Origin of the sequence: Kitasatospora sp. NPDC052896, from assembly GCF_044547075.1 — a bacterium.
Taxonomy (GTDB): domain Bacteria; phylum Actinomycetota; class Actinomycetes; order Streptomycetales; family Streptomycetaceae; genus Kitasatospora.
In genome coordinates this window covers 148,820-173,097 of the sequence record NZ_JBITZU010000008.1, presented here as the reverse complement: position 1 = coordinate 173,097, position 24,278 = coordinate 148,820, and the positions used below count along the sequence as shown (strand labels likewise).

Here is a 24,278-nt window from a genome sequence, read left to right as displayed (position 1 = left end):
CGTGCGATCATGACAACTGCCCTCATCACCGGCGCCACCGCCGGTATCGGTGCCGCCTTCGCCCGTCGCCTGGCCGGGGACGGCCACGACCTGGTGCTGGTCGCCCGGGACACCCGGCGGCTGGCGGAGTCCGCGGCCGAGCTGCGCGAGCGGTTCGGCGTGCAGGTGGAGCCGCTCACCGCGGACCTCGCCTCCGAGGCCGGGATCGGCGCGGTCGAGGAGCGGCTGCGGGACGGCTCCCGGCCGGTCGGGATCCTGGTCAACAACGCCGGCTTCGGCCACCGGGGCGCCTTCCTGGACGTGCCGCTGGAGCGGGAGCTGGAGATGCTCAAGGTGCACGTCGAGGCGGTGCTGCGGCTCACCTCGGCGGCGCTGCCGGGGATGCGCGAGCGCGGCTTCGGCGGGGTGGTGAACGTCGCCTCGGTGGCGGCGTTCCTGCCGCGCGGCACGTACGGCGCCACCAAGGCCTGGGTGGTCAACTTCACCCAGGGGGTGTCGCGCGACCTCGGTGGCACCGGGGTGCGGCTGTTGGCGCTCTGCCCGGGCTTCACCCGGACCGAGTTCCACCAGCGGGCCGGCATGGGCACCTCGAACGTGCCGCGCTGGGCCTGGCTCCCGGCGGAGCGGGTGGTGGACGAGGCGATGCGCGACCTGGCCCACGGGCGGACGCTCTCGGTGCCGAGCAAGCGGTACAAGCTGGCGGTGGCGGTCGCCCGGCTGCTGCCGGCGGGCAAGCTGGGCGGGCTCTCCTCGAAGGCGGCCCGGACCTACCGGACCACCTGACCGGACCGTCGCCGGGGTGCGGGAATGCCTTGGGTGGATAGCTCATTATTAGCAGAGCTAACAATGAGCTATCCTCTCCATGTTGTCCTTTTCCTGGAGGTGCCGTGCGTCCTGACACCATCGACTGGACCCCACCACCGCGCGCGGCCGGCGAGCCGCGGCCCCCGGCCCAGCTGCGCCGCATCCTGGCGCTCTTCCGGCCGTACCGGTGGCGACTCGCCACGGTCGGCCTGCTGGTCGGGGCCTCCGCGGTGGTCTCGGTGGTCACCCCGTTCCTGCTCCGCGCCGTCCTGGACGTGGCGATCCCGCACGGCCGCACCGGCCTGCTCGCCCTGCTGGTGCTCGGCATGGTCGCGGCCACCGTGGTCAACAGCGTCTTCAACGTGCTGCAGACCCTGATCTCCACCACCGTGGGCCAGCTGGTGATGCACGACCTGCGCACCGCCGTCTACTCCCACCTGCAGCGGATGTCACTGGCCTTCTTCACCCGGACCCGCACCGGCGAGGTGCAGTCCCGGATCGCCAACGACATCGGTGGCATGCAGTCCACCGTCACCTCCACCGCGACCTCGCTGGTCTCCAACCTCACCAGCGTGATCGCCACCGTGGTCGCCATGGTGGCGCTGGACTGGCGGCTGACCCTGGTCTCGCTGCTGCTGCTCCCGGTCTTCGTCTGGATCAGCCGCCGGGTCGGCAACGAGCGCAAGCGGATCACCTCCGAGCGGCAGCGGCAGCTCGCCGTGATGTCCTCGGCGGTCCAGGAGTCGCTCTCGGTCAGCGGCATCCTGCTCGGCCGCACGATGGGCCGCTCCGACTCGCTCTCGGCGGAGTTCACCGGCCAGTCCGAGCAGCTCGCCGACCTGGAGGTGCGGGCCAGCATGGCCGGGCGCTGGCGGATGAACATCATCCAGATCGTGATGTCGGCGATGCCCGCGGTGATCTACCTGGCGGCCGGCCTGACCGCGGCGGGCGGTGCGCCCTTCGTCTCGATCGGTACCCTGGTCGCCTTCGTCTCGCTGCAGCAGCAGCTCTTCCGCCCGTCCGTCCAGCTGCTCTCCACCGGCGTGGACGTGCAGACCTCGCTCGCGCTCTTCCAGCGGATCTTCGAGTACCTGGACCTGCCGGTGGAGATCGCCGAGCCCGCCCAGCCGGTCCGGCTGCCCGCGGTCCGCGGTGAGGTGCGCTTCGAGCAGGTCGACTTCGGCTACGAGGCCGAGCAGCCCCGGGCCACCCTGTCCGGCGTCGACCTGACCGTGCCGGCCGGCGGCTCGCTCGCGGTGGTCGGCGAGACCGGCTCCGGCAAGACCACCCTCAGCTACCTGGTCCCGCGCCTCTACGACGTGACCGGCGGCCGGGTCACCATCGACGGCGCCGACGTCCGCGACCTCGCCTTCGAGTCGCTCTCCCGGGCGGTCGGGGTGGTCTCCCAGGAGACCTACCTCTTCCACGCCTCGGTCGCCGACAACCTGCGCTTCGCCAAGCCGGACGCCAGCGACGAGGAACTGGTGGAGGCGGCCCGGACGGCGCAGATCCACGACCACATCGCCGGCCTGCCCAAGGGCTACGACACCGTGGTCGGCGAGCGCGGCTACCGGTTCTCCGGCGGCGAGAAGCAGCGGCTGGCGATCGCCCGGACCATCCTGCGCAACCCGCCGGTGCTGATCCTGGACGAGGCCACCAGCGCGCTGGACAACCAGACCGAGCGGGCCGTGCAGCAGGCGATCGACGAGCTGGCCGCCGGCCGCACCACGATCACCATCGCGCACCGGCTATCCACCATCCGGCACGCCGACCAGATCGCCGTGCTCGACCACGGTCGGGTCGCCGAGCTGGGCACCCACGAGGAACTGCTCGCCCTCGACGGCCGCTACGCGGCCTTGCTGCGGCGGGAGGCGCCGCACTCGGCGGAGGGCGCGGAGCCTTCGCCGCGGGCGGAGCCGGCCGCGGCACAGCCCGTCGTTCAGCCCTGGCCGGGCCGCCGCGCGAAGGTGGTGGGGTAGGGATCGAAAGGGGCGGGCAGTGACCGGGGAACGGCCCCGCCGGGTGCTGGTGATCTGCAAGGGCAACATCTGCCGCTCGCCGACCGCCGCCGCGATGCTCGCGGCCCGGCTCGGCGACCGGGCCGAGGTCCGCTCCGCCGGGACGCACGGCCGGTACGCCGGCGAGCCCGCGCACCCCCTGATGATCGCGGTGCGGCGCTACCCGGCCGACCGGGCCGGGTGACGGGGCTCAGGCGGCCTTGGGGACCTCGTTGTAGACCGGGGCCAGCTCCTGGCCGGAGAGTTCGTGGATGGCGCGCATCACCTCGTCGGTCACCTGGCGGCGGGCGCGGGCCGAGCGGGCCTGGCCGTGCAGCTCGGAGAAGTCCAGCGGCTCGCCGAACCGGACGGTGATCCGGCGAAGTCGGGGGATCCGGGTGCCGACCGGCTGCAGCTGGTCGGTCCCCTCCAGGGCCACCGGGAGCACCGGGACCCCGGCGGTGAGGGCCAGCCAGGCGACGCCGGTCTTGCCGCGGTAGAGCCGGCCGTCCCGCGAGCGGGTGCCCTCGGGATAGATGCCGAAGGCCTGCCCGCTCTCCAGCACCTCCAGCGCGGCGTCCAGCGCGGTCTGCGCGAGGTGGACGGTGCCGCGCTCGACCGGCACCACGTCGATCGCCTCCAGCACCGCCTTGACGAACTTCCCCTTCAGCCCCTTGCCGTGGAAGTACTCGGCCTTGGCGAGGAAGGAGACCGGGCGCGGCGCGGTGAGGATGATCGCCACGCTGTCGATGAACGAGAGGTGGTTGCTGGCGATGAGGACCGGACCCTTGCGCGGGACGTTCTTCCGTCCCTCCACCACCGGCCGGTAGACCGCTCGTGCGAGTGGTTTGAGCACCAGCTTGGTCGCGAGCCTGATCATGATTCCCTCCCTGGGCACCGGGGCCACCGCGGTCCTGCCACGCCCGGGCAGGTCTTCATACAATGACCCTTCATACCACCACCGCCCACTACGGCTTATGGAGGCTGCACCCCGGTGAGCATGGTCACCACCGTCCTGCTGCTGGTCATTCTCGCCACCGCCGTCGCCACCGGTGCCCGGCACTGGAGCATCCCGGCGCCGTCACTGCTGGTGGTGGCCGGGCTGCTGGCGGGGCTGCTGCCGTTCGTGCCACGGGTCGTGGTGCCGCCCGAGGTGATCAGCGTGGCGGTGCTGCCGCCGCTGCTCTACGCCTCGGCCGAGGAGATCTCCTGGCGCGAGCTGAAGGCGGTCTGGCGGCCCGTCAGCCTGCTGGCGCTCGGATTGGTGCTGGCCTCCGCGTTCGGCATCGGCGCGTTGGCCGCCGCGCTGACCCCGCTGCCGCGACCGATGGCCTTCGTGCTGGGCGCGGTGCTGGCCAGCACCGACCCGGTCGCGGTCACCGCGCTCGGGCGCAAACTCGCGCTGCCGCCGCGGATGCAGACCCTGGTGCAGTCCGAGAGCCTCTTCAACGACGCGACCAGCCTGGTGCTGTTCAAGGTCGCCGTCGGCCTGGCGGTGACCGCCGGGGCGGTCTCGCCGGTGGCGGCGGGGGGCGAGTTCGTGCTGCTGGCGGGCGGTGGCGCGGTGGTCGGCGGCGCGGTGGCGGCGGCGGTCACCTTCATCCGGGCGCGCACCGGGGATCCGGTGCTGGAGACGGTGACCGCCCTGGTCACCCCGTACGTCGCGTACGTGCTGGCGGAGGACCTGCGCACCTCGGGGGTGACCGCGGTGGTGGTCGCCGGGGTGGCGCTCGGCGCGCGGGGCCACCGGCTGACCAACGCCCGGATCAGGCTCCAGGTGCACGCCGTCTACCGGACCGTGGTCTTCATGCTGGAGAGCGTGGTCTTCGCCCTCATCGGGCTGGAACTGCCCGGCCTGATACGTGACTTGAATGCCACGCAGGGCGGTTGGTGCTGGCAGGCGCTGGTGATAGCGCTGGCGCTGATCCTGGTCCGGCTGCTGTGGATCGTGCCGATGACCTGGCTGACCCAGCGGCGGCGGGCGTCGGTCGCCGGCGGGCCGGCCCGGCTGAACTGGCGGGTGCCGGCGGTGCTCACCTGGGCCGGTACCCGGGGCGTGATGCCGCTGGCGGCCGCGCTGAGCATTCCGCTGCTGGCCCAGGACGGCTCGCCGCTGCCGTACCGGGAGCTGGTGCTGGTGCTCACCACCTCGGTGGTCGCCTGCACGCTGGTGGTCCAGGGGTTCACCCTGGCGCCGGTGGTGCGCGCCTCGGGCATCGCGCTGGAGCCGGAGACGACCGTGCGCGAGGAGGCCCAGGCGTCGAAGGCGGTGCTGCGGGCCGCGCTGGGTCGGCTGGACGAGATGGTGGAGGCCGAGGGCGTCTCGGCGGTGGTCGCCGACCGGATGCGCCGTGACCTGGAGACCCGGCTCGACCACGCCCGGCTCCGGCTCTCCGACGAGGAACCGGTCGAGGACGCGGCCACCATGCTGGCGTTCCGGCGGCTGCGCCGCGACCTGATCGCGGTGGAGAGCGCCGAGCTGCAGCGGCTCTACGAGACGCACCGGATCAGCGGCAGCACACGGGGGACCGTGCAGCACGCGCTGGACCTGGAGGAGGCCGGGCTCGGCGAGCTGTGAACCGGACGGGCCCTAGCGGCGCCGGAGCGCGGGGGCGATGGCGGCCTTCAGCCGCCGGGGCAGCCGGCCGGTGCGGCGCAGCTCGTCGTAGGCCAGCCGGGAGCCGCGGGCGGCCAGCCGGTACTGCAGGCCGCGGGCGCCGCCGGGGAAGCGGTAGCCGACCGGGCGGTGTGCGGCGAAGTGGGCGGCGATCCGGCGGAAGAAGTCCTTGCGCAGCTCGGCCGGGACCAGGCCGGGGGAGTCGTAGACGGTCAGCGCCTGCCTGACGGTCCGCTCGAAGACCAGGGTGCGCAGCTCGGCGTCGACCGGGTGGCGGTCGAGGAAGTCGAAGATGGCCTCGTACTGGGCGAAGGCGTCGGCGTGCTTGGGCGAGGAGGTGGCCGTGATCGCGCCGGGACGGCCGCGACGGTAGGCGTAGCAGGCCCGGTCGAGGTAGCGCAGCCGGCCGGCCGTCAGCAGGGCGGGGTAGGTGACCGAGATGTCCTCGTAGTAGCCGCGGCCGAAGGAGACGCCGAGGCCGTCCAGGAAGTCACGGCGGAAGACCTTGTTCCAGACCGACATCACGGTCTTCAGCAGCGCCGGGTGCTCGCGCAGGGTGGCGCCGGCCTCCAGCGGCGAGCCGGCCAGCACGTGCCGCCAGGGGTTGTCCTCGGTGGCGCCGTCCGGATAGACGTGGGTGAAGCCGGTGAGCAGGACGTCCGCGGGTGCCGCGCCGGCCTCCCGGCGGGCCCGCTCGGTGCGCAGCTCGGCCAGCACGGCCGCCAGCGAGCCCTCCGGGAGGTAGTCGTCGCTGTCGACGAACCAGACGTACTCGCCGGTCGCCTCGGGCAGGCCGGCGATCCGGGCGCCACCGAGGCCCTGGTTCTCGGTGAGGTGCATGACCCGCAGCCGGTCGTCGCGGGCGGCGTAGGCGTCCAGCAGCGCGCCGCAGCCGTCGGGGGAGAGGTCGTCGACCGCGATCACCTCGAAGTCCCGGGGCCCGTCGGCGCCGGCGCCGCCGTCGTTCAGGATCGAGTCCAGGCAGCGCGGCAGGAACCGCTCCACGCCGTGGACGGGCAGCACGATGCTGAGGAGGACTCGCACGCTCTTCTTGTCTCCGCGGGAGGGCCGGGCGCCTGACCTGGCCACTCTACCGACTCGCCGTGGGCCCTCCGGCGGGGGAAGTGGCGGCCGGAACGAGACCGCCGGTGCCGCGCCCGTGCAAGGGCGGCACCGGCAGCCGGTTGGCGGCTCGGCCGACCCTCAACGGCCGACCGCCGGTCCTCCACCGCCTGGAGCCGGGCCGCCGCAGCGTCGAGACGGCCGGACAGTGACTCAGGGGTGGTGGAAGTGCGGAAAAGATGTGCACATATGTTCATCAGTCGAACGCAGCGCACCTGACAGGCGGGCTTGTGGCCCCTTTTCTGCGTTGGCACAGATACTGCTTGGAGGGAACCCCGGCGTCAATCCCCCACGTGCGTTCAGTTCTCGAATATTTCATTCGGGCTGGTCAGCCCTGCTCGGAGGGCCTGCCCGGGCCCGGGCCGGCTCCTATGGTGCCGTGCGCCCTCGCGGGGCCTCGAGGGGGTGCCGTGCCCGTCGGTCCGCCTCCGGACGCTCGTCCCGCAGAGCGTCCGGTCCGCGTGATGCCGGCGCCGGCGCCGTGCGCCGCGCACCGGGTCACGGCGGGGTCGCGACCGCCGGCAATGCGCTCTGCACGCTCCTGGTGCGCTGCACGCCGCTCGGGCCGGGTTCCCCCGGGTCGGCGGCCCGGCATTCCGCGACCCGCTTCCGCCCGGTCCGGCCGCCGCGTGCTGATGAGGTGTCATGGCCACTGAAGGACTGCGGGAGTTGGTCACTGCCCGTGACGCGATATCAGCTGTCGAGTGGCCGGATCCCGCTCATCGATGCGCAGTCGTGACCGAAGCCACGGGTCCCTGGGGCCACGTGAGTTGTCACCACGCGATACGGTGGCGGAAGACCAGGACGGTTGCGTGAACACCGTCTCGCACGGATAGTCTTCGCCTCACGGCCCTGGCGCCTCGTAGGGGTGGGAAAAACTCATGGAACACATGCAAGTGCGGAGCAGGCCCCGCGTGCCGGCGATCCAGTGCGGCGTCGGCGCGACCGGCCGGCGGATCGACCGTCACCTGGCCGTGCTCGGCGCGCCCGCGCTCTCGGCGGTGGACACCGCCGAAGCGCTCGGGCTGATAAGGGAGCTGACGCCGCGCGGCGCCGGCTCCCGGGCGGTCCGACGGCACACCAAGCGGGTGCTGTTGCTGGCGCCGCTGCGCAGGCTCAAGCGCAGCCTGTTCGGCAGCCGCGGCTAGGGGAAACGCCTGTCGGTCCGCCGAGGGCGGGCAACGACGGGTACCCGGTGGGGGAGTTGAATCGCCCGCCGGGCCTTTGCCGTGTCCGGGCGAAGGCAGCGGGGGCACGAGACGGACGTTGCGGGCCCTCCTGAGCGGTGCGGAAACCCGTGATGGGTGAGGATGGCGGCATGGCCGACTCCTTCCAGTCCACGACCTTCGAGATCCTCACCGGCGACCACGAGGTCGCCCTGGACATCACCGAGCGCTGCGCGACCTTCCTGGAGCGGGTGGCAGCCGGCCGGGACGGGCTGCTCAACGTCTTCGTCCCGCACGCCACGGCCGGGGTGGCCGTGCTGGAGACCGGCTCGGGCAGTGACGACGACCTGCTGGCGGCCCTCCGCGAGCTGCTGCCGCCGGACGACCGCTGGCTGCACCGCCACGGCAGCCCGGGGCACGGCCGGGACCACGTGGTGCCCGGCTTCGTCGCGCCGCACGCCACCCTCCCGGTGATCGGCGGGCGGATGGCGCTGGGGGTCTGGCAGTCGGTGGTGCTGGTCGACACGAACGGTGACAACCCGCGGCGGACCGTGCGGCTCTCCTTCCTCGGCTGACCTCGGAGTTGCCCGGGGGCCGGGGGCGGAGTAGGAAGTCGGGGTGATGGACTCTTCGAACCAGCCCGCCGCCGCGTGCCCCGCGGCACCCGCCCTGGACGCCCTCGCGGCGTTGACCCCCGCGGCGGGGGCCGGCCCGCGGGCCGACTGCGTGCTCTGCGGCGAGCCCACCGAGCTGCCGGCCGACCAGGCGGGCAGCACGCTCTGCCCGGTGTGCGCCTGGCAGCAGGCCCAGCGGATCGCCTGCTCCGGCTGACCGCTCCCGTGCTCAGCCGGCGTCGGGTCCGGTGAGGTGCAGGGTCGAGCCCTGGCGCCCCTTGCGGACCAGGAGTTGGGACGGGATCCGCCGGCGCAGGTCGGCGACGTGGCTGACGATGCCGACCGCCCGGTCCCGCTCGCGCAGCCCGTCGAGCACGTCCATCACCTCTTCCAGCGCCTGCTCGTCCAGCGTGCCGAAGCCCTCGTCGATGAAGAGGGTGTCCAGCGGCATGCCGCCCGCCTCGTCGGTCACCACGTCCGCCAGGCCGAGCGCGAGGGCGAGCGAGGCGAAGAAGCTCTCGCCGCCGGAGAGGGTCGTGGTGTCCCGTTCGGTGCCCGTCCAGGCGTCCACCACCAGCAGCGACAGGCCCGAGCGCCGGCCGCCGGAGGCCCGCTCGTCGCTGTGCACCAGGGTGTAGCGGCCGCCGGACATCCGGACCAGCCGGGCACTGGCGGCCGCCGCGACCTGCTCCAGCCGGGCCGCCAGGACGTACGACTCCAGCGGCATCTTCAGCCGGTTCTCCACGCTGGTGCCGGCGGCGAGCTGGGCGAGCCGGCTGATCCGGCCGTACTCCGCGAGCAGCGGACCCAGCTCGGTGGCCAGCGCGGTCAGCTGCCGGCCCAGCCGGGCCAACTCGGCGCAGCGCTCGCCGGCGGCGTGCTCGGCGGTGGCGGCCGTCCGCAGCCGGTCGGTCGCGGCGCGCAGGGCGCCCTGGGCGTCGGCCGGGTCGACCGGGGGCAGCGCGGCGGCGGCCAGCAGCTCGGGGTCGGCCAGCAGGTCGGCCACCGCCCGCCGCTCGGCGGCACGCTGGTCGAGGCGCCGGCGCAGCCGGTCCTGCTCGGCGGCCGGCAGCCGGACCGCCGCGGCCTCCTCCGGGCTGTCGAAACCGGCGCTCCGGGCGGCCCGGTGCAGCTCGGCCCCGGCCTCCGCGAGGTGGGCGGTGGACTCCTCGGCGGCCCGGGCGGCGGTCAGCACCGCCGCCAGCCGCCCGGCCAGCCGTTCCAGCCCGCCGGCCCGCTCGGCCACCGACGGCGCGTCACCGCGGGCGGCGGCCACCCGCTGGGACAGCTCTGCCCGCTCGGCGGCCAGCGCCTCCAGCCGGGCCGTCCGGGCGGCCACCCGCTCCCGGCTCTGCTGCAGCCGGGCGGTGTAGTGCTGGTGGCCCTGCGCCAGGCGCTCGCGCTGCTGCGCCAGGCCGGTCAGCCGCTCGGCGGCCTGCCGGGCGGTGCGGTGTTCGGTGGTCAGCCGGTCCAGCCGCTCGGCCAGCTCGACGGCCGGCCCCTCGCCGGCGGTGCCGGCCGCCTCGGCGGCGGCCAGTCGCAGGGCGGTCAGCTCGCGTTCGGCCTCGGCCGCGGCGTGCTCGGCCGCCTGCTGGGCGGCCACCGCGGCCTGCTCGTCGGCCGCGCGGACGGGTGCGGCGGACGACCGGGCCGGCGCGGGGTGGGTGTCGGAGCCGCAGACCAGGCAGGCCTCGCCGGGCCGGAGTCGGCCGGCCAGCTCGGCGGCCATGCCGTCCAGACGACGCTGGCGCAGGTCCAGGGTGTGTTCCCGGGCGGAGAGCGCGGTGCGCTGCCGGGTGAGGAGGGTGGCCTCGGCGGTGCTCGCCCGGTCGCGCAGGTCGTCGCGGCGGCGGGCCGCGGCGAGCCGCTGTTCGGCCTCGGCGCGGTGGGCGTCGAGTTGCTCGGCCCGGGCGGCGGCGCTGCGGGCGGCCTCCTCCTGCTGGTGCAGGGCCTCGGCCTCGGCCTGGTGGCCGGCCAGCCAGCGCTCGGCCTCCTCGGCGAACTCCTCGGCCTGCCGGCGCTCGGCGGCCTCGGTGCGGCCGGCGGCGGTCAGCTCGGCGACCCGGCGCTCGTCGGCCGCGGCGGACTCCAGCCGTCCGAGTGCCGCGCGGACGGCGGCCTCGGCGGCGGCGAGGTGGGGGATGCCGGCGGTGGGGGTGAGGGGGGTGGGGAGGGGGGTCGTGCCGTGGCCGGCCGTGCCGGTCTCCTGGTCGAAGGTCCCCACGGTGTCGAGCAGGCCCGCCAGCTGCTCCCGCTGCTCGCGCTCGGCCGCGCCGGCCCGCGCGTGGCCGGTCGCCGCGGCCTCGCGCAGTCGGAGCGCCGACTCCACGCCCACCGCGGCCTGGGCCAGCGCCAGCCGGTCCCGTTCGGCCGCGTCCTCGTGCTCGCTCGCCGCCACCGCGGCCGAGCGTGCCAGGGCCTCGCGGTGCCGGCGCTGGCGGGCGGCCAGCTCCTGGGCCGCCGCCAGCGCCCGCTCGGCCGCGTGCTGGCGTTGCTCGGCCGCGTCGAGTGCCGCCGAGGCGCCGGCCAGCCGCTCGGCCGCCTCGGCGCGCAGCAGCGCGGCCCAGCCGAGCGCGGCGGTGGCGTCCGGAGCGGTCCCGTGCGGGGGAGCGGCGGGCGGGGCGGTGCTGGCGCCCGGCGCCCCCGCCGCCCGGCGCCGGCCGGCCGGCGCCTCCGCCGGGCCGTCCAGCGCGGGCAGCTGGTCGGCGGCCGTCTCGGCCAGCGGTCCGGCGGCCTGCTCGGTCCGGCCGACCAGCTCGCGCAGCCGCTGCCGTCCGCCCTGCACGGCCGCCTCCTGCCGTTTGCGCCGCTCGGCCAGCCAGCCCTCCACCCGTCCGAACCGGGCGGTGTCGAAGAGCTTGCCGAGCAGCTCGCCGCGGTGCGCGGCGTCGGCCTTCAGGAAGCGCGCGAAGTCGCCCTGCGGCAGCAGCACCACCTGGCAGAACTGGTCCCGGCTCATCCCGACCAGCCGGAGCACCTCCTCGCCGGTCTCCTGGTGCGAGCGGCTCGCCGCCCGCCAGCCGGGCCGGCCCTCGCCCGCGTCGGTCACCCACTCGCGCAGCAGGGTCTGCGCCTTCTCCACGGTCAGCCCGGTGCCGCGCTTCTTGGGGCGCGGCTGCTCCGGGATCCGGGTGATCTCCAGCCGCCGCCCGCCGAGCGTCAGCTCCAGCCGGACCTCGGTGAGCTCGTGCGGGTCGGCGTGGTCGCTGCGCGTCCGGTTCGCGCGTCGGGTGCCGGGCAGCTCGCCGTAGAGGGCGTAGCAGACGGCGTCCAGGACGCTGCTCTTGCCCGCACCGGTGGCGCCGCGGAGCAGGAAGAGGCCGCCCTCGGCGAGTGCGTCGAAGTCCACCCGCTGTCGGCCCGCGAACGGGCCGAAGGCGGTGACGGTGAGCCGGTGCAGCCTCATCGCGGCAGCTCCTGGACACGGTCGGTGGCCTCCCGGACCTGCTCGAAGCCCTCGCGCAGCCAGCCCAGCTCGGTGGCGTCCGGCGCCACGCCGGGGCGGACGTGCCGGACGAAGCCCTCGGCGATCTCCAGGTCGGTGCGCCCTCGTACCCGGGCCGCGTACGAGGGGGGCCCGCCGGCCGCCTCCTCGGCGGGCTCGAAGAGCAGCTGGAGGGTGTGCGGGAAGCGCCGGCGGAGCTTCTCCATCGGCTCGGCCGGGCGGCCCGGGTCGGTCAGCGTGACCTGCACCCAGGACTGCTCGTGCGGCGCGTACTCCGCCGAGGTCAGCAGTTCCTCCAACCGGCCGCGCAGCCGGGCGAGCGGGCGGGGCACCGGGCAGGCGACCCGCTCGGCGGCCACCGAGCCGTCGGCGGCCAGGTCCACCAGCCACATGCTCTTGCGCTGGTCGGCCTCGGAGAAGGAGTAGGCGAGCGGGGAGCCGCTGTAGCGCAGGTGCGGGGCGAGGGTCTGGGCGCCGTGCAGGTGGCCGAGGGCCGCGTAGTGCACCCCGTCGAAGATCGCGGCCGGAACGCTCGCCACGCCGCCCACCGCGATGTCCCGTTCGCTGTCGCTGGGGGCGCCGCCGGTGACGAAGGCGTGTGCCAGGACGATCGCGCGGGTGCCGGCCGGGCGGGTCGCGAGGTCGGCGCGGACCTGGTCCATCGCCGCGCCGAGCACCGCCGCGTGGCCGCCGCGGGCCAGCCCGAAGCGCTCGCGGACCAGCGCGGGCTCCAGGTACGGCAGCCCGTAGACGGCCACCGGGCCGTGCCCGTCGGCCAGCAGGACCGGGGTGCCGCAGCCGCGCGGGTCGGTCCGCAGGTGGACGCCGGCCCGCCCGATCAGGCCGGCTCCGACGCCGAGCCGGCGGGCCGAGTCGTGGTTGCCGCTGATGAAGACGGCGGGCACGCCGAGCGCGGCCAGCCGGTGCAGCACGTCGTCGAAGAGCTCCACCGCCTCCAGCCCGGGCAGCGCACGGTCGTAGACGTCGCCCGCGACCAGCACCGCCTCGACCGCCTCCCGCTCGACCACCGCGACCAGGTGGTCGAGGAAGGCACGCTGGGCGTCGTGCAGGTTCTCCCGGTGGAACGAGCGGCCCAGGTGCCAGTCGGAGGTGTGCAGCAGTCGCATGGTCCCCGACCTTAACGGGCGGCAGGGACAGTCGGGCGGGTCCGCTCTTTGCCCCATGCGGCCGCGAGGGCTGTTCATCGACCGCCTGTTCGGGGAAGATCAACAGGCCGGCCGGACGGCCGGACCACGGCGAAGCCCGAGGCCGAAGGAGGACGCATGCAGCGGATCGAGTACAGCGCGGAGATCGCCGACCTGCTCGGCCGCGTCCGTCGTCGTCCGGTGGCGGGCTGGCCCTGGCGACCGGGCGAGCCGGTGCCGTCCTGGCTGTCGGTCAAGCAGTCCTGGGGCTGGCTCTTCGCCCCGGACGGCCGGGTGCTCACCCTGGTCAATCCGAAGGACGGCGTGGTCAGCCTGCCCGGCGGCTCGCTGGAGGCCGAGGACGGCGGCGACCCGGGCGCCGCGCTGGCCCGGGAGGCGGCTGAGGAGGCCCGGGCGGTGATCGGGCCGGCCCACTACCTGGGCTACCTCTACGACCGGGTCGGTTCGGCCAACGGCGGCCACGAGTGCGCGCGGGTGCGGATGGCGGCGAGGCTGCACGCGGTCGGCTCGAGCCGACCGGACCCGGCCTCCGGACGGCACTACCGCCGGCTGCTGGTGGCACCCGGCCTGGCCGTCGAGCTGCTGGGCTGGGGGGAGCCGGGCCTGCGGCAGGCCCGGGCCGCGGTGCGGCTGGCGGTGGCCCGGCTCGGGGTGCCGGCGGCGGCGAACGAGGTGATCGAGGAGCTGCCGGAGAAGGGTTGCGTGCTCTCCCCGACACCGGAGTGAGCGGGCGAAGTGCTCCGCGGCTGACCGGTTCCGCGGTCTTGCGCGCGGGCGGTCGAGCGGGTGCGTGACGGATCCGCTGGGATGTGGTCGGCCGGGAGGGCCGGAGCGTACCGCCGATCCGGTAACCGGTCCGAAACGACGTCAGGCCGACATTACGGCCAACTCCTGCTTCCGCTACGAGAATTCTCGTCAACAACTTTGGCATGGGCACTTCCCGAAGGCCCGGACCACTGCTACCACTGAGTGACCTGCGTCACAATCCAGTGGAGGTGCAAGTGCGTCCCGTCCGCGCCATATTCGTCGCCCCGATGGCACTCCTGCTCACCGTGGGCTCGTTCTTCCTCGCCTCTCCGGCGGGTGCCCAGACCGTCAACTACGTTGCGCTCGGCGACTCCTACTCGGCCGGCGTCGGCGCCGGCAACTACGACAGCTCCAGCGGTGACTGCAGCCGCAGCGAGAACGCCTACCCGCAGCTGTGGGCCAACCAGAACGGACCGTCCTCGTTCAGCTTCGTGGCCTGTTCCGGCGCCAAGACCGGGGACGTGCTCAACACCCAGCTCTCCGCCGTCAACGCCTCGACCAACCTGATCAGTCTGACCATCGGCGGCAACGACGCGGGCTTCGCCAGCACGATGGAGGCCTGCGTGCTGGAGGGCACCAGCGCCTGCGAGAGCGCGGTGAGCACCGCCGAGCAGTACGCCGAGAACACCCTGCCGGGCCAGCTCAACCAGCTGTACGCGGCGATCAGAGCCAAGGCTCCCAGCGCGCAGGTGGTGGTGCTCGGCTACCCGGAGCTCTACCAGATCGACGGTGACTGCCTGTTCGGGATCGGGGACACCTCGCGCAGCGCGATCAACGGCGCGGCGGACGTGCTGGACAACGTGATCCAGCAGGCGGCCGCCCAGGCCGGGTTCACGTACGTGGACGTCAGGTCGGCCTTCTCCGGGCACGAGATCTGCGACGACGACTCGTGGCTGAACAGCACCACCTTCCCGATCGACGAGAGCTACCACCCGACCGCGGACGGCCAGCAGTACGGCTACCTGCCGGTCTTCTCCGCCGCGGCCTGACCCCCGCCGGGCCGGGGCGCGCGAGCGGCGCACCCCGGCCCGGCCCGGGCGGCAGGTCAGCAGGTCAGCAGGGGCCGTCGTCGGCCCAGACGCCCCACTGGCCGCTGGCGGTCGGCACCTCGTTGAGGGTCCACCACTTGGCGTGGTAGTCGTGCCCGTCGTACGAGACCTTGTCGCCCGCGGTGTACGTGGTGGTCGCGCTCCAGGCCGGCAGCGTGCAGACACCGGTGGTCGGCGGCGTGGTCGTGGGCGGCGTGCTGGTCGGTGGCGTGGTGGGCGGCGTGCTGGTCGGCGGGGCGGTGGTCGGCGGCGTGGTGGGCGGGGTGGCCCCGGCGAACTTCACGGTGTACTTGGTGAAGTCCCAGTCGTTCTGCGCCACGCTGGAGCACGAGCCGGAGAGCCCGGGGTCGACCGTCCCGGCGCACTGCCGGTCGCGGTTGACGGACCAGAAGGTGTACCGCGCCAGCCCGTGCGAGGTGGCGAAGTCCAGCACCGTCTGGAAGTCGGCCTGGGTGAAGTACTCGGCCGAGTCGGTCCGCCCGTTCATCATCGAGACGCCCTCGTGGGCGTACGCGGTGGCCGCGTCCCAGCCGAAGGTGGTCTGCAGGATGCCGTTGAAGGCCGTCAGCGCCGCGGTCTGGGCCGCGCCGCCGTTGAAGCCGCCGTCGAACGGCATGATCGAGAAGTTGTCGGGCGTGAAGCCGTCCGCCTTGGCCTCGTTGAGCATCTGCTGGCCGAACCAGCCGGTTCCGGCGGTGGTGCCCGCGGTGGTGATCGAGATGTAGATCCCCGGGTTGTCCTGCTGGAGGATCTTGGCCGCGCCGATCTCGTTGTGGATCGCCGCCGCGTTCTCGTACTCCGGCTCCTCCAGGTCGAAGTCGATCGCCCGGAGGCCGTACTTGGTGATCACCTTCTGGTACGCCGCCGCGGTCGCGTCGGGCGTGCCGCAGTCCTGGCCGAGCTTGGTGCCGCCGTAGCCGCCGAAGGAGACCGAGACGTCGCCGCCCTTGGCCCGGATGGTCTGGATCACCGCGGGCATGGTGGTGTCGGTGTCGATCGGCGAGGTGCCGCCCCAGGCGGGGGTGCAGCCGCCGGAGTCCAGGATGAAGGCGAGCTGGAAGGCCTTCTGGCCGGTCGCGTCCATCACCGTCGAGACGTCCGGCGGGCTGTTGTCCTCGGGCATCAGGTACGGCGCGGAGGCGTACCAGTTGCTGCCGAGCGCGGTGCCGGCGGCGGCGCCGGTGGTCCCGGCGGTGGTGGAGGCGGACGCCGCCCCGCCGGTCGCGACCGCGGCCACGCCGCCGGCGAGCAGGCCGACCGCGGCCGCGACGGTCGCCGCGGCGCGGCCCCGGCGGCGGTGCCCGGGAACCCGCGCCGTGGGCGCGGCGGGCTGGGGTGGGAGTTGGGCACGGTCCATGGGAACCTCTCCGGCAGACGGCTGTGGGGGCGTCGTCCCGCGCGCTGGGGGAGCGCGGAGCGGACGAGCTGTCACCAAAATGGACTAGACCAACTGGCCGGTCAAGAGGATCGGCGCAGACTTCAGACTCCGTTGAGGTGGCGCTTCACCGCCGCTCAACCGAAGCACCGGGATGGCAGCGAGCGGGGGATCAGCCCGGGTAGAGCGCTGCGATCTCGGCCGCGTAGCGCTGCGCGATGGCCTCCCGACGCAGCTTCAACGAGGGTGTCAGCAGGCCCTGTTCGACCGTGAACTCGCCGGGCAACAGCCGGAACGCGCGGATCGACTCGGCCCGGGAGACCGCGGTGTTGGCGGCGGCCACCGCACGCTGGACCTCGGCCAGCAGCTCCTCGTCGGCCAGCGCGGTCCACTCGTCGGCGGCCGGCCGGCCGTGGAACCGCTGCCAGTGCTCCAGAGCCCTGGCGTCCAGGGCGATCAGCGCCGCCACGTACGGCCGGTCGTCGCCGACCACCAGGCACTGCGCGACCAGTGGATGGGCCCGCACCCGCTCCTCCAGCGCCAGCGGCGCCAGGTTCTTGCCGCTGCTGGTGACGATCAGCTCCTTCTTGCGCCCGGTGATGGTCAGGTAGCCGTCCTCGTCCAGCCGGCCCAGGTCGCCGGTGGCGAACCAGCCGTTCCGCAGCGCCTCGGCCGTGCAGCGCGGGTGGTTGAGGTAGCCGGTGAAGACGCTGCCGCCGCGCACCAGCACCTCGCCGTCCTCGGCGATGGCCACCGTGGCGCCCGGGATCGGCCGGCCGACCGTGCCGAACTTGGGCCGTCCGGCCGGATTGGCGGTGATCGCGGCGGTGGTCTCGGTCAGCCCGTAGCCCTCGTGGACGGTCACCCCGACGCCCGCGAAGAACAGCCCGAGCTCGCGGCTGAGGTTGGAGCCGCCGGACATCGCGCCGCGCACCCGCCCGCCCAACACGTCCCGGATCCGCTGGTAGACCAGCCGGTCGTAGGCCAGGTGCCGGACCCGCAGCCCGGCTCCCGGACCGGGGCCGTGGCCCAGCGCGCGGAGCTCGACCGCCCGCGCCCAGCGCACCGCCACCTCGGCGGCCTGCTCGAAGAGTTCGCCGCGCCCGGCCCGCTCGGCGGCCCGCCGGGCCTCGGCGTGCAGCTTCTCGAAGACGTAGGGGACGGCCTGCAGGAAGGTCGGCCGGTACGAGGCCAGCGCGGGCAGCAGGGCGTCCGTGCCCAGCTCGGTCAGGTGGCCCAGCCGGATCCCGCCGCGCACCGCCGCGACCTGCACCATCCGGCCGTAGACGTGGGCCAGCGGGAGGAAGAGCAGGGTGCTCGGCTGCTCGCCCGGGGTCTCGGTGAACACCGACCGCCAGCCGGCCAGCACGTTGTCCGCCTCGGCGCCGAAGTTGCCGTGGGTGAGCAGGCAGCCCTTGGGGCGGCCGGTGGTGCCGGAGGTGTAGGCGACGGTGGCGATCGAGTCGGCGGTGACCGCCTGCCGCTGGCGGTGCACCAGCTCGCCCGGCACCACCGCGCCCTCCTCGGTGAGGGTCCGCACGCAGCCCTGGTCCAGCTGCCAGATCGCGGCCAGCTCGGGCAGCGCGTCGCAGACCGCGCCGAGCGTCATGGCGTGGTCCTCGTTCTCCACCACGCAGGCCACCGCGCCGGTCTCGGCCAGGATCCAGCGGACCTGTTCGGCCGAGGAGGTGGGGTAGACCGGCACCGGGATCGCGCCGATCGACCAGAGCGCGTAGTCGAAGAGGGTCCACTCGTAGCGGGTGCGGGACATCAGGGCGACCCGGTCGCCGAACCGCACGCCGCGGGCCAGTAACCCCCTGGCCAGGCCGAGCACCTCGTCCCGGAACCGCCGCGCGGTGACCGCGGTCCAGCCGCCCGCGTCCCTGCCCGGGCGGCAGAACTGCACCAGCTCGGGTGTGTGTTCGGCGGTCTCGTACACCGACTCGGCGAGGCCGCCCGGTGCGGGTGGGGCCAGCGGCGGGGTGCTCAGCTCGCGCACGGTCCTCCCGGGTCTGAAGCCCCCTCCGGGGTCCGGAGGCGAAGCTATCGGATCGCCGTCGTGCTGCCCAGGGCTGCCGGATTCCCACACCGGATCGGCACCAACGGTCTCCACGGCTCGTCGAACTCCACGACCCGTCGAATTCCATGACCCGTCGAACCGCCAGGGATCCAGTAGTAAGCTCACGCAGATCAATCGGCCTGGCGACCGCGTCGGGCCGGCTCGGCCCGACGTACGCCCCGCATGCCCGGACCGGACGGCCCGTCACCCGACGGCGACCCGTTCGGGCAGACCCGACCGAGGACTCCATGCGCCTGCGCAGCAGCTCGATCCGCGCGAAGATCGTCGCGCTGCTCCTGGTGCCCATCGTGTCGTTGGTGGCCCTGTGGGCCTACGCCACGCTGGTCACCACGAGCGGCGCCTGGGACCAGCTCGGCCTGGCCGCCGCCTACCGGGCGTTCGGGCCGGCCGTGCAGCAGTTCACCGAGGACCTGCAGAGCGAGCGCCGGGCCGCCGCGCTACAGCTGGCCGACCCCGCCGGCAACGGCGTGCTGGACGGCTACCGGAAGGCGCAGGCCGACACCGACCAGGACCTCCAGGTGCTGCAGTCCCGGCTGCACGGCCACGACGCGGCCAAGCTGGGCCGCACCCAGCGGACCGCGATGCAGACCCTGCTGACCCGGGAGGGGCAGCTCGGCGCGCTCCGGGGCCAGGTCGGCCAGGCCGCGATCACCTGGGAGTACGCGCTCGGTCAGTACACCAACCTGATCCAGCCGCTGTTCGACTTCCGCGCCGTCTTCCTGACCGGACTGACCGGCCAGCTGCCGCGCCAGGGCACCATCCTGATCGAGCTGGCCCGGGCCCGCGACTACCTCTCCCAGGAGGACGCGGCGATGGAGGCGCTGCAGGCCGACGGCACCCCCACCCAGTCCGACTACCAGGCCGTGCTCGACCCGATGCACGACCAGCAGGCGCTCTACACCGTCTTCGGGGGCGAGCTGACCGGGCCGGACCAGGCCCAGTACGTCAAGCTGCAGACCGGACCGGACCTGACCCAGCTGCAACTCGCCGAGCGCGAGTTCCAGGCCGCCACCGACCCCGCCGACGCGGCGCAGATCGTCGGCGCCCCGCTCTGGCGGGAGACCGCCGACTACGCGCTGAACGACCTCGGCGCGCTCGACAGCAGCCAGGCCGAGCAGTTCGCCTCGCAGGCCACCTCCGACGCGAGCGCGCAGCTCTGGCACGCGGCGATCGCCGGGCTGGCCGGGCTGCTGGCGGTCGTGCTCTCGGTGCTGATCTCGTTCCGGGTCGGCCGCGGACTGGTCCGCCAGCTGATCGGCCTGCGCAACGCGGCGCACGAGCTGGCCGGCACCCGGCTGCCCGCGGTGATGCGACGGCTGCGCCGGGGCGAGCCGGTGGACCTCGCCGCCGAGGCGCCCGACCTGGACTTCGGGCCGGCCGAGATCGGGCAGGTGGGCCGGGCGTTCAGCGCGGTGCAGCGGGCCGCGATCGAGGCCGCGGTCGAGCAGGCGGAGCTGCGTCGCGGGGTCTCCGCGGTCTTCGTCAACCTGGCCCGGCGCAGCCAGGTGCTGCTGCACCGTCAGCTCACCCTGCTCGACACCATGGAACGGCGCACCGAGGACCCGGCCGAGCTGGCGGACCTGTTCCGGCTCGACCACCTGACCACCCGGATGCGGCGGCACGCCGAGGGCCTGATCATCCTCTCCGGTGGCTCACCGGGCCGGGCCTGGCGCCGTCCGGTGCGGATGGTCGACGTGGTCCGGGCGGCGATCGGCGAGGTGGAGGAGTACGGCCGGGTGGTGATCCGGCCGTTCCCCGGCACCGGGCTGCTGGGCAGCGCGGTCGCCGACGTCACCCACCTGATAGCCGAGCTGGTGGAGAACGCCGCGGCCTTCTCGCCGCCGCACACCGAGGTCGCGGTCCAGGGCGAGGTGGTCGCGCACGGCTTCGCGCTGGCGATCGACGACCGCGGGCTCGGGCTGGGCGAGCAGGCGCTGGCCGAGATCAACGAACGGCTGGCGGTGGAGCAGGAGTTCGACCTGGCCGACACCGACCGGTTGGGGCTCTTCGTGGTCAGTCGGCTGGCCCGGCGGCACGGGATCAGGGTGAGCCTGCGGCCCTCGCCGTACGGGGGGACCACGGCGGTGGTGCTGATCCCGCGCGAGCTGCTGGCGGAGGTGCCGGCGGCGAGCGCGCCCGCCGCGCCCGTTGCCCCGGTCGCCGGTGCGGTGACGGGCCGGCCGCGCGAGCTGGTGGCGGTGGCCGGCGGGGCCGAGGGCGCGGCGCCGCCGCGGCGCCCGGCCGGCCGCTCGCGCGGTCACCAGCGGGCGGTCACCGGGCCGCAGCCGGCCGGCAGCGAGCCCGGGCGCGGCCCCGGCGGGCTGCCGCGGCGGCGGCCGGCGGGCGGGCCGGTGCTGGTGCCCGCGCCCGGTGGCACCGGACGGCACCGGCGCCCGAACGAGCCGGACCCCTCGGCGCAGCCGGATCCCTCGGTGCAGCCGGACCCCGTGGTGCAGCCGGACCCCGCGCCGGGTGACGAGGGCTCGGCGTTGCCCCGGCGGATCCGTCAGGCCAGTCTCGCCCCGCAGTTGAAGGAGGCGGCGGCCCGGTCGGGTGGCCCGGTACCGTCCGAGCAACCGCCCCGGGAGCGCTCCCCGGAGGAGGCCCGGGCCGCCTTCGCCTCCTTCCAGCGCGGCTACCGCCGAGGCCGCGCGGAGCCCACGGCGCCCGTCGCGCCGCCCGCCGAACCGCCGGCCGTGTCGCCGCCGGCCGTCCCCGTGCCCGCCGCGGCGCCGGGCGGCCGGCCGGCGCTGGCCTCGGCCCCCGTACCCCCGGCCCTGCCGGTCACACCACGCCCAGCACCACCCGCACCAGCGGAAGGAAGAGATCGATGACCGCAACACCCCAGCCAGCCGGCGACCTGAACTGGCTCCTGGACGACCTGGTGGGACGGGTCGCGTCATTGAGGCACGCGGTCATCCTCTCCGGTGACGGCCTGGCCACGGCAGCCTCGCGGAACCTCGGCCGTGAGGACGCCGAGCACCTGGCCGCGGTGGCGGCCGGCCTGCACAGCCTGGCCAAGGGGGCCGGGCGCCAGTTCGAGGTGGGCTCGGTCCGCCAGACCATGGTCGAGCTGGACGAGGCCTTCCTCTTCATCACCGCGGCCGGCGACGGCAGTTGCCTCGCCGTGCTGGCCGGCGCCGACTCCGACATCGGCCAGATCGCCTACGAGATGGCCCTGTTGGTGAAGCGGGTCGGCGAGCACCTCGGTGCCGCGCCGCGGACCGCGGCCGGATGACCGGCCCGGCGGACCGACTCCCCGCCGAGGGGCAGTGGTTCGACGACGAGGCGGGCCCGGTCGTGCGGCTCTTCGCGATGACCCGTGGCCGAACCCGCCCGGCGGAGGAGGGCCTCTTCGACCTGATCTCGATGATCATCAGCCGGGAGCCGGCCGGGCGCGCTGCCACCGCGCCCGAGCCGGTCCCTGAGCCGTCGTCCGAGCCGTCGTCCGAGCCGGCTTCCGAGCCGCCGTCCGAGCCCGCGCTCGACCCGGAGCATCGGGCGATCCTCGACCTCTGCCGTGAAGAGCCGTTGAGCGTCGCGGAGTTGGGCTCCTACACCGACCTGCCGGTCAGCGTGGTGCGGGTGCTGCTCGGCGATCTGTACGACGCCGAGCTGATCGAGGTGACCCGGCCCGTCCCGCTCGCCGAGCTCCCCGACGAGCGGGTGCTCCGTCAGGTGATCAGCGGACTCCGCGCGCTCTGACCGGTCGGCCCTGACCGACCGCGTCCGACCGTGCCGGTCCGGGGTCACCGACCCACGGATCGGACGGGCTTGCCCCCGAGGGGGTCGGCATGGAACGCTCGGATCCGCACACCGAGGCGCGGGACCCGCGCCGGGCGGAGAGCCGGGGGAGGCGGAGCCGATGAGCGCGCAGCAGGCGTGGCCGATGCGGCGGTACCCCGCCGGCGTCTGCTTGAATGGGCGCATGCACACCACCGTGGACCGCAGCCGAGGCCGTCAGGACCTCGAGCCGTTCTGGCCGTCCCGGCAGCCGCATCTCTTCGACCAGACCTGTCCGGGCTCGCCTCGCGCGTCCCGGCTCGTCCACAACTGATCCCAGGTCACCGAACCAGGGCCGGTTGCGGACCGCAGAGTCCCGCCGACGCGCAGACGACGTCCACCCACCGTCCTGTGCGAAAGAGCTGCCCCATGTCCTCCTCCTCGGCCACCCTCACCGTCCCCGCCGCCACCCCGCACCTGCGGGCGGTCCGTTCGGTCTCCTCGCTGCCCACCGGCGCCGAGCGCCGGCACGGCACCCCGGCGTCCTCCCACACCGCGGCGGCCGGCACCGCCGTCCCGCTCACCTCGCTCACCCCCTCGCCCACCACGCTCGCGCCCGAACTGCTCGGCGCGCTGCCGGAGGGTGCCGCGGTGGTCGCGGCCCTGCCGCAGTCCGCGCTGCCGCAGGGCCTGCTCGCCCAGTACGGCGCCCAGGCGGGAACGGCGGCCGGCGCGCACCCGCTGATCGGCTACCTGGTACTGGTCCCCGCCGAGGCGGCGCCCGGCACCCGGCCGGACGAGCGGGTGCCCGCACCACCGGCGGCGCCACTCGCCGATCGCCCGGCCCGTCCGGCCGGCGTCGGGATCACCGTCGACCCGGACCGCCGGACCGCCCACGTGGACGGTCGGCTGCTCGATCTCACCTACCTGGAGTTCGAGTTGCTGGCCCACCTGACCCGGCACCCGCAGCGGGTGCACACCCGCGACCAACTGGTCTCCGCGGTCTGGGGTTACGGTCACGTCGGCGACGGCCGCACGGTGGACGTGCACGTCGCCCGGCTGCGCCGCAAGTTGGGCGCGGCGCACCGGGACAGCATCGTCACGGTGCGCCGGGTCGGCTACAAGTACGCCCCGCTCAGCCGGGGTTGAGTGCGGTAGCTCAGCCGCTCAGCCGGTCGATCTCGGCCAGCTCCTCGGCGCTCAGCGGTCCACCCGCCAACGCGTCGAGGTTCTGGTCGAGTTGGGCCACGCTGCTGGCGCCGATGATGACCGAGACCACCCGGGGGTCGCGCAGCACCCAACTGAGCGCGAGCTGGGCCAGGCTCTGTCCGCGCTTCCGTGCCAGCCCGTCCAGTGCCCGCAGTCGGTCGAGCTTCGCGGCGGTGAGCGCCTCCTCCCGGAGGAAGTGACCCACCGACATCCGGGAGCCGGCCGGGATCCCGCCGCTCAGGTAGCGGTCGGTCAACAGCCCCTGCGCCAGCGGGGAGTAGGCGATCAGTGCGGTCCGGGTGTCGCCCACCGCGTCCAGCACGCCGTCCTCGACCCCGCGGTCCAGGATGGAGTAGCGGGACTGGTTGAGCAGCACGGGTGTGCCCAGCTCGCGAAGGATCGCCACCGCCTCCCGGTGCTGCTCCGCCGGGTAGTTGGAGATCCCGGCGTAGAGCGCCTTGCCCTGGCGGACCGCCGAGGCGAGCGCGCCCATGGTCTCCTCCAGCGGCGTCTCGGGGTCGTGACGGTGCGAGTAGAAGACGTCCACGTAGTCCAGGCCCATCCGGCCCAGCGACTGGTCCAGGCTGGCCAGCAGGTACTTCCGGCTGCCGCCGTCGCCGTAGGGGCCGGGCCACATGTCGAAGCCGGCCTTGCTCGCGATGAACAGCTCGTCCCGGTACGGGCGGAAGTCCTGGGCGAAGAGCGTGCCGAAGTTGCGTTCGGCCGAGCCGTACGGCGGGCCGTAGTTGTTGGCCAGGTCGAAGTGGGTCACCCCGCGGTCGAAGGCCCGGCGCAGCACGGCGCGTTGGACCTCCAGCGGCTGGGTGTCGCCGAAGTTGTGCCACAGGCCGAGCGAGACGGCCGGTAGCCGGACGCCGCTCTGGCCGGCGCGGCGGTAGGTCATCGAGGCGTAGCGGTCGTCGGCCGCGAGATAGCTCATGTCCGGCATCCTGCCAGGTCGGGTGAGGTGCCGGCGGCCGTCGCGGCCGTCGGATTCACCGGCCGGTTCGACGTCCTGGCCTGCGACCAGGGCGAGCGGGCCGACCGCGTTCGCGGCCTCCTCGCCGGACCTTCCACGAGCGGAAAGCCCGCGAGGCGCGAACG

General features: G+C 74.4%; 20 protein-coding genes. 13 read left to right on the top strand and 7 right to left on the bottom strand.

Translation table 11 applies throughout. From position 1 onward, the window contains the following. Positions 1-9 precede the first annotated feature (9 nt). The 3 genes from ACIGXM_RS18990 (at position 10) to ACIGXM_RS18980 (ending at position 3,006) form a co-directional block, all read left to right on the top strand. Complete coding sequence (locus ACIGXM_RS18990; RefSeq protein ID WP_396562255.1) at positions 10-783, top strand: SDR family NAD(P)-dependent oxidoreductase; 774 nt, start codon at positions 10-12, stop codon at positions 781-783. Between the two features lie 104 nt (positions 784-887). Further along, positions 888-2,783 (top strand): ABC transporter ATP-binding protein, encoded by a 1,896-nt coding sequence (locus tag ACIGXM_RS18985; RefSeq protein ID WP_396562253.1) that lies wholly within the window; start codon positions 888-890, stop codon positions 2,781-2,783. Between the two features lie 19 nt (positions 2,784-2,802). Beyond that, complete coding sequence (locus tag ACIGXM_RS18980) at positions 2,803-3,006, top strand: low molecular weight phosphatase family protein (RefSeq protein WP_396562251.1); 204 nt, start codon at positions 2,803-2,805, stop codon at positions 3,004-3,006. 6 nt (positions 3,007-3,012) lie between these two features. On the opposite strand, the gene ACIGXM_RS18975 is transcribed toward ACIGXM_RS18980, so the two are convergent. After that, a complete protein-coding gene (locus ACIGXM_RS18975; RefSeq protein ID WP_396562249.1) occupies positions 3,013-3,681 on the bottom strand; it encodes a lysophospholipid acyltransferase family protein in 669 nt (222 codons plus the stop codon). A gap of 120 nt (positions 3,682-3,801) precedes the next feature. On the opposite strand from ACIGXM_RS18975, the gene ACIGXM_RS18970 reads away from it, so the two are divergent. Continuing rightward, positions 3,802-5,379 (top strand): Na+/H+ antiporter, encoded by a 1,578-nt coding sequence (locus ACIGXM_RS18970; protein WP_396562553.1) that lies wholly within the window; start codon positions 3,802-3,804, stop codon positions 5,377-5,379. A gap of 12 nt (positions 5,380-5,391) precedes the next feature. On the opposite strand, the gene ACIGXM_RS18965 is transcribed toward ACIGXM_RS18970, so the two are convergent. After that, on the bottom strand, positions 5,392-6,462 hold the full coding sequence (locus tag ACIGXM_RS18965; protein WP_396562247.1) for a glycosyltransferase family 2 protein: 1,071 nt from the start codon (positions 6,460-6,462) through the stop codon (positions 5,392-5,394). A 959-nt stretch (positions 6,463-7,421) separates the two neighbouring features. Here ACIGXM_RS18965 and ACIGXM_RS18960 point away from each other — a divergent pair. From ACIGXM_RS18960 to ACIGXM_RS18950, 3 genes are all read left to right on the top strand, one after another. Beyond that, on the top strand, positions 7,422-7,688 hold the full coding sequence (locus ACIGXM_RS18960; protein ID WP_396562245.1) for a hypothetical protein: 267 nt from the start codon (positions 7,422-7,424) through the stop codon (positions 7,686-7,688). 170 nt (positions 7,689-7,858) lie between these two features. Next, positions 7,859-8,281 carry a YjbQ family protein gene (locus ACIGXM_RS18955; protein ID WP_396562243.1) on the top strand — a complete coding sequence of 141 codons (423 nt, stop codon included), beginning with the start codon at positions 7,859-7,861 and terminating at the stop codon, positions 8,279-8,281. 46 nt (positions 8,282-8,327) lie between these two features. Then, complete coding sequence (locus ACIGXM_RS18950; protein WP_396562241.1) at positions 8,328-8,537, top strand: hypothetical protein; 210 nt, start codon at positions 8,328-8,330, stop codon at positions 8,535-8,537. Positions 8,538-8,549: 12 nt separating this feature from the next. Here ACIGXM_RS18950 and ACIGXM_RS18945 read toward each other — a convergent pair whose 3' ends face one another. Both ACIGXM_RS18945 and ACIGXM_RS18940 read right to left on the bottom strand, forming a co-directional pair. After that, entirely contained in the window at positions 8,550-11,726 is a 3,177-nt protein-coding gene (locus ACIGXM_RS18945) for an AAA family ATPase (RefSeq protein WP_396562239.1), read from the bottom strand. Beyond that, on the bottom strand, positions 11,723-12,892 hold the full coding sequence (locus tag ACIGXM_RS18940; protein WP_396562237.1) for an exonuclease SbcCD subunit D: 1,170 nt from the start codon (positions 12,890-12,892) through the stop codon (positions 11,723-11,725). The genes ACIGXM_RS18945 and ACIGXM_RS18940 overlap by 4 nt, the downstream gene beginning before the upstream one ends. Before the next feature lie 156 nt (positions 12,893-13,048). On the opposite strand from ACIGXM_RS18940, the gene ACIGXM_RS18935 reads away from it, so the two are divergent. Both ACIGXM_RS18935 and ACIGXM_RS18930 read left to right on the top strand, forming a co-directional pair. Further along, positions 13,049-13,657, top strand: coding sequence for a hypothetical protein (locus ACIGXM_RS18935; protein ID WP_396562235.1), 609 nt, complete (start codon positions 13,049-13,051; stop codon positions 13,655-13,657). Between the two features lie 275 nt (positions 13,658-13,932). Next, entirely contained in the window at positions 13,933-14,727 is a 795-nt protein-coding gene (locus ACIGXM_RS18930) for an SGNH/GDSL hydrolase family protein (RefSeq protein ID WP_396562233.1), read from the top strand. A 64-nt stretch (positions 14,728-14,791) separates the two neighbouring features. Here ACIGXM_RS18930 and ACIGXM_RS18925 read toward each other — a convergent pair whose 3' ends face one another. Together ACIGXM_RS18925 and ACIGXM_RS18920 are read right to left on the bottom strand one after the other, a co-directional pair. Continuing rightward, positions 14,792-16,144, bottom strand: coding sequence for a chitinase (locus ACIGXM_RS18925; protein ID WP_396562231.1), 1,353 nt, complete (start codon positions 16,142-16,144; stop codon positions 14,792-14,794). A gap of 190 nt (positions 16,145-16,334) precedes the next feature. After that, on the bottom strand, positions 16,335-18,161 hold the full coding sequence (locus ACIGXM_RS18920) for an AMP-dependent synthetase/ligase (protein ID WP_396562229.1): 1,827 nt from the start codon (positions 18,159-18,161) through the stop codon (positions 16,335-16,337). A gap of 308 nt (positions 18,162-18,469) precedes the next feature. Between ACIGXM_RS18920 and ACIGXM_RS18915 the strand changes: the two genes are divergently transcribed. The 4 genes from ACIGXM_RS18915 (at position 18,470) to ACIGXM_RS18900 (ending at position 23,114) form a co-directional block, all read left to right on the top strand. Then, entirely contained in the window at positions 18,470-21,076 is a 2,607-nt protein-coding gene (locus tag ACIGXM_RS18915) for a nitrate- and nitrite sensing domain-containing protein (RefSeq protein WP_396562227.1), read from the top strand. Next, a complete protein-coding gene (locus tag ACIGXM_RS18910; RefSeq protein WP_396562225.1) occupies positions 21,073-21,480 on the top strand; it encodes a roadblock/LC7 domain-containing protein in 408 nt (135 codons plus the stop codon). Before ACIGXM_RS18915 ends, ACIGXM_RS18910 begins: the two co-directional genes overlap by 4 nt. After that, positions 21,477-21,947: a DUF742 domain-containing protein gene (locus tag ACIGXM_RS18905; RefSeq protein WP_396562224.1), complete on the top strand. Its 471-nt coding sequence runs from the start codon at positions 21,477-21,479 to the stop codon at positions 21,945-21,947. Before ACIGXM_RS18910 ends, ACIGXM_RS18905 begins: the two co-directional genes overlap by 4 nt. Positions 21,948-22,394: 447 nt before the next feature. Continuing rightward, complete coding sequence (locus tag ACIGXM_RS18900; RefSeq protein ID WP_396562222.1) at positions 22,395-23,114, top strand: winged helix-turn-helix domain-containing protein; 720 nt, start codon at positions 22,395-22,397, stop codon at positions 23,112-23,114. Between the two features lie 10 nt (positions 23,115-23,124). On the opposite strand, the gene ACIGXM_RS18895 is transcribed toward ACIGXM_RS18900, so the two are convergent. Continuing rightward, entirely contained in the window at positions 23,125-24,114 is a 990-nt protein-coding gene (locus ACIGXM_RS18895) for an aldo/keto reductase (RefSeq protein ID WP_396562551.1), read from the bottom strand. Positions 24,115-24,278: the final 164 nt, after the last annotated feature.

What these genes read in the sequence shown, in the direction of transcription:
- ACIGXM_RS18960 (WP_396562245.1), top strand. Translation starts at nt 7,422, where the DNA reads ATGGAACACATGCAAGTGCGGAGCAGGCCCCGCGTGCCGGCGATCCAG.
- ACIGXM_RS18945 (WP_396562239.1), bottom strand. Translation starts at nt 11,726, where the DNA reads ATGAGGCTGCACCGGCTCACCGTCACCGCCTTCGGCCCGTTCGCGGGC.
- ACIGXM_RS18970 (WP_396562553.1), top strand. Translation starts at nt 3,802, where the DNA reads ATGGTCACCACCGTCCTGCTGCTGGTCATTCTCGCCACCGCCGTCGCC.
- ACIGXM_RS18925 (WP_396562231.1), bottom strand. Translation starts at nt 16,144, where the DNA reads ATGGACCGTGCCCAACTCCCACCCCAGCCCGCCGCGCCCACGGCGCGG.
- ACIGXM_RS18900 (WP_396562222.1), top strand. Translation starts at nt 22,395, where the DNA reads ATGTCCTCCTCCTCGGCCACCCTCACCGTCCCCGCCGCCACCCCGCAC.
- ACIGXM_RS18950 (WP_396562241.1), top strand. Translation starts at nt 8,328, where the DNA reads ATGGACTCTTCGAACCAGCCCGCCGCCGCGTGCCCCGCGGCACCCGCC.
- ACIGXM_RS18940 (WP_396562237.1), bottom strand. Translation starts at nt 12,892, where the DNA reads ATGCGACTGCTGCACACCTCCGACTGGCACCTGGGCCGCTCGTTCCAC.
- ACIGXM_RS18895 (WP_396562551.1), bottom strand. Translation starts at nt 24,114, where the DNA reads ATGAGCTATCTCGCGGCCGACGACCGCTACGCCTCGATGACCTACCGC.
- ACIGXM_RS18990 (WP_396562255.1), top strand. Translation starts at nt 10, where the DNA reads ATGACAACTGCCCTCATCACCGGCGCCACCGCCGGTATCGGTGCCGCC.
- ACIGXM_RS18915 (WP_396562227.1), top strand. Translation starts at nt 18,470, where the DNA reads ATGCGCCTGCGCAGCAGCTCGATCCGCGCGAAGATCGTCGCGCTGCTC.
- ACIGXM_RS18910 (WP_396562225.1), top strand. Translation starts at nt 21,073, where the DNA reads ATGACCGCAACACCCCAGCCAGCCGGCGACCTGAACTGGCTCCTGGAC.
- ACIGXM_RS18905 (WP_396562224.1), top strand. Translation starts at nt 21,477, where the DNA reads ATGACCGGCCCGGCGGACCGACTCCCCGCCGAGGGGCAGTGGTTCGAC.
- ACIGXM_RS18955 (WP_396562243.1), top strand. Translation starts at nt 7,859, where the DNA reads ATGGCCGACTCCTTCCAGTCCACGACCTTCGAGATCCTCACCGGCGAC.
- ACIGXM_RS18935 (WP_396562235.1), top strand. Translation starts at nt 13,049, where the DNA reads ATGCAGCGGATCGAGTACAGCGCGGAGATCGCCGACCTGCTCGGCCGC.
- ACIGXM_RS18975 (WP_396562249.1), bottom strand. Translation starts at nt 3,681, where the DNA reads ATGATCAGGCTCGCGACCAAGCTGGTGCTCAAACCACTCGCACGAGCG.